The organism is Brevundimonas sp. (assembly GCF_030656255.1).
In the GTDB taxonomy this organism is placed as follows: Bacteria; Pseudomonadota; Alphaproteobacteria; order Caulobacterales; family Caulobacteraceae; genus Brevundimonas.
In genome coordinates, this window is record NZ_JAUSOE010000065.1 from 1 (window position 1) to 5,506 (window position 5,506).

Consider the following 5,506-nt stretch of genomic DNA (forward strand, 5'->3'; position numbering starts at 1 on the left):
GCTGGCGCCCCTGTACCAGGACCCGCGCTCGACCATCCCGGCCAGCCAGTTCAACATGAAATGGGTCGAGGCCGCCGGTCTGGTGAAGTTCGACTTCCTGGGGCTGAAGACCCTGACCGTGCTGGATCGGGCGCGCGCCTATCTGGAACGGCGCGGTGCGGCCCAGGACTGGAACGGCCTGCCGCTGGACGACGCGCGCACCTATGAGCTGATGGCTTCGGGCCAGACGGTCGGGGTGTTCCAGCTGGAATCCCAGGGCATGCGCGACACCCTGCGCAAGATGCGCTGCGGCTCCATCGAAGAGATCACCGCCCTGATCTCGCTGTATCGGCCGGGACCGATGGAGATGATCGACACCTATATCGACCGGAAGTTCGGTCGGGCCGAGGTCGATTATCTGCACCCCAGCCTGAAGGAGGTTCTGACCGAGACCTACGGCGTCATCATCTACCAGGAGCAGGTGATGAAGATCGCCCAGATCCTGGCGGGCTACAGCCTGGGCGAGGCCGACCTGCTGCGTCGCGCCATGGGCAAGAAGAAGAAGGAGGAGATGGACTTCCAGCGGGCGCGCTTCATCAAGGGCGCGCTGGAGAAGACCGTCCCCGAGACCCAGTCTGGCTCGATCTTCGACCTGGTGGCCAAGTTCGCCGGCTATGGCTTCAACAAGTCGCACGCCGCCGCCTACGCCCTGATCTCGTTCCAGACGGGCTGGTTGAAGGCCAATCATCCGGTCGAATTCTTCGCCGCCTCCATGAGCCTGGACCTGTCGAACACCGACAAGCTGGCGGTCTTCTATCAGGACGCCAAACGCTTCGACGTGCCGGTGCTGCCGCCCGATCTGAACCGGTCCTCGGCCGACTTCGACGTGGCCTGGGACGACAGTCGCGGGGTGGTCCTCTACGCCCTGGGCGCCATTCGCAACGTCGGGCTCGAGGCGATGAAACACGTCATCGAGGTGCGCGAGACCGGCGGCCGGTTCGCCGACATCTTCGACTTCCTCGAACGGGTCGATCCCCGCAGCGTCAACAAGCGGGCGCTGGAAGGCCTGGCCAAGGCCGGGGCCTTCGACAGCATCCACCCCAACCGTCGCCAACTGGTCGAACAGGCCGACGTCCTGATGGCCTATTGCCAGAGCGTGGCGGCCGAACGCGCCTCGTCTCAGGTCAGCCTGTTCGGCGGCGACCAGGCCCATGTGGGGCGGCCACGTCTGAAGAGCGTGGAGCCCTGGGTCGGGCCGGAACGGCTGGACCACGAACTGTCTGCCGTTGGCTTCTACCTGTCCGGCCACCCGCTGGACGAGATGACCTCGGCCCTGAAACGCAAGCGCGTCACCTTCGTCGCCGAGGCCATTCCCCTAGCGGAATCCGGCCACGAAGCCTTCCAGATGGCCGGGGTGGTGCGTCGCAAACAGGAGCGCGCCAGCGCCCGGACCGGCGAGAAATTCGCCTTCGTCACCTTCTCGGACCCGACCGGCGAGTTCGAATGCCTGTTCCCGCCCGAACAACTGCGCAAATGCCGTGAGGTGCTGGAGCCGGGCGCCTCGGTCATGGTGCGGGTCCGCGCCAAGGCCTCCGAAGGCGAGGTGCGGTTCTTCGGCGACGACGCCAGCCGGATGGACAATCTGCTGGACGACGCCAACATCGGTCTGCGTATCCACGTCTCTGCCCGCACCGCCGACGCCGAGGCCCTGAAGGCCCAGCTGGAGCGCGCCCGCTCCGGCGCTATCGGCAAGGGCGGCGAAATCTCCCTGGTCGCCTCGCTGGAGGGCCGTCAGGAGGTCGAGGTCAAGCTTCCCGGCCGCTACCGGCTGGACGGCGCCCTGCGCGGCGCCCTGAAGTCGGCGCCGGGCGTTCTGATGCTGGAGGAGGCGTGATGATCGCCCTGGGTCTGGCCGCCGTCCTGGCCTTGTCTGTGATCGAACCCCAATCCGTCCCCCAATCTGCCGCCGCCGCTGCGGCCGCCGACCGGAGCCCCGCCATGTCCCACGCCGCTGGAACCTTCGAGGTCAAGATCACGCCGGTCGCGCCCGAGCCGGACGCCCCCGCCGACGCCCACGGCCGAATGAAACTCGCCAAGACCTTCCATGGCGATTTCGAAGGGAGCGGCGTGGGCGAAATGCTGGGCCTGATGGTCGGCCAGTCCGGCGCCTATGTCGCCATGGAGCGGGTGACGGGCGTGCTGGACGGTCGCCAGGGCGGCTTCTCCATGGTCCACCGGGGCGTCATGAATGCGGGCGCGCGAGAGCTTTTGATCACCATCGTGCCGGGTTCGGGCAGCGGTGATCTGGCCGGGATCAGCGGAGTCTTCCACCTGACCATCGCCGACGGCGAACATCGCTATGGGCTGGACTACAGCCTGCCCGAATGACGTCTCAAAAGACGGATTGCATATGGTCAAGCTATTGAAATTACGGAACCGCATCGCCGCCTGAAGGTTTGGTTCAGTCTAAAGGGAGACTGTTCCAATGAAAAATCTCGTTCTCGCCGGCGTTGCTTCGCTGGCTCTTCTCGGCGCCTGCAACCAGGGCGGCGACACTGCGGCCCAGAACGCCGACGAAGCCGTCAATGCGACCCAGGACGCCGCCTCCGGCGTCGTCGGCCAGACCTCCGCCGCCACCTTGGGCGCCAACACCGTCGAGGGCTTCGTCACCAGCCTGGCGGTCGGCAACATGTATGAAATCCAGGCCGCAGAGGTCGCGGCCTCCAAATCGACCAACTCCGACGTCAGGGCCCTGGCGGCCATGATCGACAAGGATCATACGGCTGCGGGTGAAAAGATGACCTCGGTCGTCGCAACGGCGGCGCCGAACGTCGCGGTCCCCACCGCGCTGGACGAACGTCGCCAGGGACTCATCGACAATCTGAAGGCCGCCACGCCCGCCGATTTCGACAAGGTCTATCTGGAGCAGCAGATCGCCGCCCATAACGAGACACTGACCTTGCTGAACGGGTTCGACGACAACACCGACGCCCCCGCCCTGGCCGGCCTAGCCCGGGAGCTGATCCCGACCATCACGGCGCACCGTGATCGCGCCCAGGCCCTTATTGATGCGATGAACTAAGGCGACGAAATGGTTACGGCAGGCGGTCCCGAGAGGGGCCGCCTGTTGCGTTTTGTCAGGCGGCGCTTGCTATTGGGGCCTATCCCGCCTACATGGCCCCCGCATTTCGCAACGCGGGCGAGGCGCGTTTCGGGGAGACATCCCGATCCGCTCCATTCCGAGGGTCTTGTGACCTTTAATCCCCCGCGCCACGTTTGATCGGAAAAAGGACTGAACGATCATGGCTCTGCCTGAATTCTCGATGCGCACCCTGCTTGAAGCGGGCGCCCACTTCGGCCACCAGACGCACCGGTGGAACCCGAAGATGGACCGTTACATCTTCGGCTCGCGCTCCAACATCCACATCATCGACCTGTCGCAGACGATGCCGCTGTTCCACCAGGCTCTGGTGGCCGTGCGCGATGTCGCCGCCAAGGGCGGCCGCGTCCTGTTCGTCGGCACCAAGCGCCAGGCTTCCGAGCCGGTCGCCGAAGCCGCCAAGCGCTGCGCCCAGTATTATATGAACAACCGTTGGCTGGGCGGCACCCTGACCAACTGGCGCACCGTCTCGGGTTCGATCGCCCGTCTACGTGAACTGGAAGGCATCCTCGAGAACGGCGGCGAAGGCCGCGTCAAGAAGGAACTGCTGAACCTGCAGCGCGAGAAGGACAAGCTTGAGCTGTCGCTGGGCGGAATCAAGGACATGGGTTCGATCCCGGACATCATGTTCGTGATCGACACCAACAAGGAAGCGATCGCGATCCAGGAAGCTCGCAAGCTGAACATCCCTATCATCGCCATCCTGGACACCAACTCGGATCCGGACGGCATCACCTATCCGGTCCCCGGCAACGACGACGCCGCTCGCGCCATCCAGACCTACTGCGACCTGATCGCCGACGCCGTCCTGGACGGTCTGGCCGCCGGTGCTTCGGCCTCGGGCGTGGATCTGGGCGCTGCGATCAATCCGGACGAGCCCATGCTGCGTGAAGCCTCGACCCCGGTCGAAGCCGACGCCGCTCCGGCCGGCACGGAAGACGTCGCCGCTGAACTGGTCGCCGCTGCTGAACCGGCTGTCGCCGACGAAGCCGCTCAGGCCGCCACTTCGGAAGCCAACGACGCCGTCGAAACCGAGAAGGCCACGGGCTGATCGCCCGACGGTCTTCCGGGACGCTCATTCAGCGAGCCGCCGCGCGGTGAGCGATAGCGTCACAACAGGGAAGGCCGTGCGTTGAACTGACACACGGCCGGGCTAAATCAGCCCGGCCGTTCCCACATACGAATCCCCCAAGGAGAAGAACATGGCCGAGATCACTGCCGCCCTCGTGAAGGAACTTCGCGAGCGTTCGGGCGTCGGCATGATGGACTGCAAGAAGGCGCTGGTCGAAAACGACGGCAACATCGAAGCATCGATCGACTGGCTGCGCGCCAAGGGCCTGTCCAAGGCCGCCAAGAAGGCCGACCGCGTCGCCGCTGAAGGCCTGGTCGCCGTGGCGTCCAAGGAAGACGGCAAGGGCGAAGTCGCCGCCGCCATCGAGTTCAACGCGGAAACCGACTTCGTCGCCCGCAACGAACTGTTCCAGAACGCCGCCAAGTCGTTCGCCCAACTGGGTCTGGACCATCACTCGGTCGAAGCCCTGCACGGCGCCGAACTGGAAGCCGGCAAGACGGTCCAGGACGAAGTGACAAACATGATCGCCACCATCGGCGAGAACATGCAACTGCGCCGCGCCGCCCGCCTGTCGGTGTCGGAAGGCGTCGTCTCGACCTATGTCCACAACGCGGTTTCGCCGGGCGTGGGTCGTATCGGCGTGCTGGTGGCTCTGGAAGGCGAGGGCGACAAGACTGCGCTTCGCGAACTGGGCCGCAAGATCGCCATGCACGTCGCCGCCACGGCGCCGCTGTCGCTGAACACCGACGACCTGGACCCGGCCGCCATTGAGAAGGAGCGCACCGTCCTGACCGAAAAGGCCAAGGAAGAAGGTCGCCCGGAAGCCATGATCGCCAAGATCGTGGAAGGCCAGATCAACAAGTTCCAGAAGGACGTGGTGCTGTCCAAGCAGCCGTTCGTGATGGATCCGGACGTGACCATCGAACAGCTGGTCGCCAACTCGGCCAAGGAACTGGGCTCCTCCAACCTGCACCTAGCCGGCTTCGTCCGCCTGGCGCTGGGTGAAGGCGTCGAGAAGGTCGAAGGTCCCGACTTCGCGTCGGAAGTCGCCTCCATGATGGGCGGCAACTAAGAAATCTTCCCCTCATTCGTGAGGGTTTTGTATCAGAAGGGCGCGTTCGGCTTTGATGGCCGGCGCGCCCTTCGTCTATAAGAAGTCGCCTGATTCAAAGGCGCCGCAGTCAAACGGACCCCCGCCGCATGCCCGACGCCCCCGCCAATTTTCGCTACAAGCGCGTCCTGCTCAAGGTTTCCGGCGAAGTTCTGATGGGTGATCAGACCTTCGGCGTCGATAT

General features: G+C 64.9%; 5 protein-coding genes and 1 pseudogene. All 6 read left to right on the forward strand.

Going from position 1 to position 5,506, the window contains the following annotated elements:
- Window positions 1–1,873 (forward strand): DNA polymerase III subunit alpha (dnaE, locus tag Q7J26_RS07075; RefSeq protein WP_304935784.1); only part of this gene is annotated, 1,873 nt, incomplete at its 5' end.
- Complete coding sequence (locus Q7J26_RS07080; protein ID WP_304935785.1) at window positions 1,873–2,367, forward strand: DUF3224 domain-containing protein; 495 nt, start codon at window positions 1,873–1,875, stop codon at window positions 2,365–2,367. The genes dnaE and Q7J26_RS07080, both read left to right, overlap by 1 nt.
- A gap of 97 nt (window positions 2,368–2,464) precedes the next feature.
- Window positions 2,465–3,061, forward strand: coding sequence for a DUF4142 domain-containing protein (locus Q7J26_RS07085; RefSeq protein WP_304935786.1), 597 nt, complete (start codon window positions 2,465–2,467; stop codon window positions 3,059–3,061).
- Between the two features lie 220 nt (window positions 3,062–3,281).
- Window positions 3,282–4,190, forward strand: a complete 909-nt coding sequence (rpsB, locus tag Q7J26_RS07090) for a 30S ribosomal protein S2 (protein ID WP_304935787.1) — start codon at window positions 3,282–3,284, stop codon at window positions 4,188–4,190.
- A gap of 151 nt (window positions 4,191–4,341) precedes the next feature.
- On the forward strand, window positions 4,342–5,283 hold the full coding sequence (gene tsf / locus Q7J26_RS07095; protein ID WP_135195904.1) for a translation elongation factor Ts: 942 nt from the start codon (window positions 4,342–4,344) through the stop codon (window positions 5,281–5,283).
- A gap of 128 nt (window positions 5,284–5,411) precedes the next feature.
- Window positions 5,412–5,506: pseudogene (gene pyrH, locus Q7J26_RS07100) on the forward strand (UMP kinase); the annotation flags it as partial.

Bases quoted from the DNA above. Each gene is read 5' to 3' on its own strand.
- Q7J26_RS07080 (WP_304935785.1), top strand. From the start codon at position 1,873: ATGATCGCCCTGGGTCTGGCCGCCGTCCTGGCCTTGTCTGTGATCGAA.
- Q7J26_RS07085 (WP_304935786.1), top strand. From the start codon at position 2,465: ATGAAAAATCTCGTTCTCGCCGGCGTTGCTTCGCTGGCTCTTCTCGGC.
- rpsB (WP_304935787.1), top strand. From the start codon at position 3,282: ATGGCTCTGCCTGAATTCTCGATGCGCACCCTGCTTGAAGCGGGCGCC.
- tsf (WP_135195904.1), top strand. From the start codon at position 4,342: ATGGCCGAGATCACTGCCGCCCTCGTGAAGGAACTTCGCGAGCGTTCG.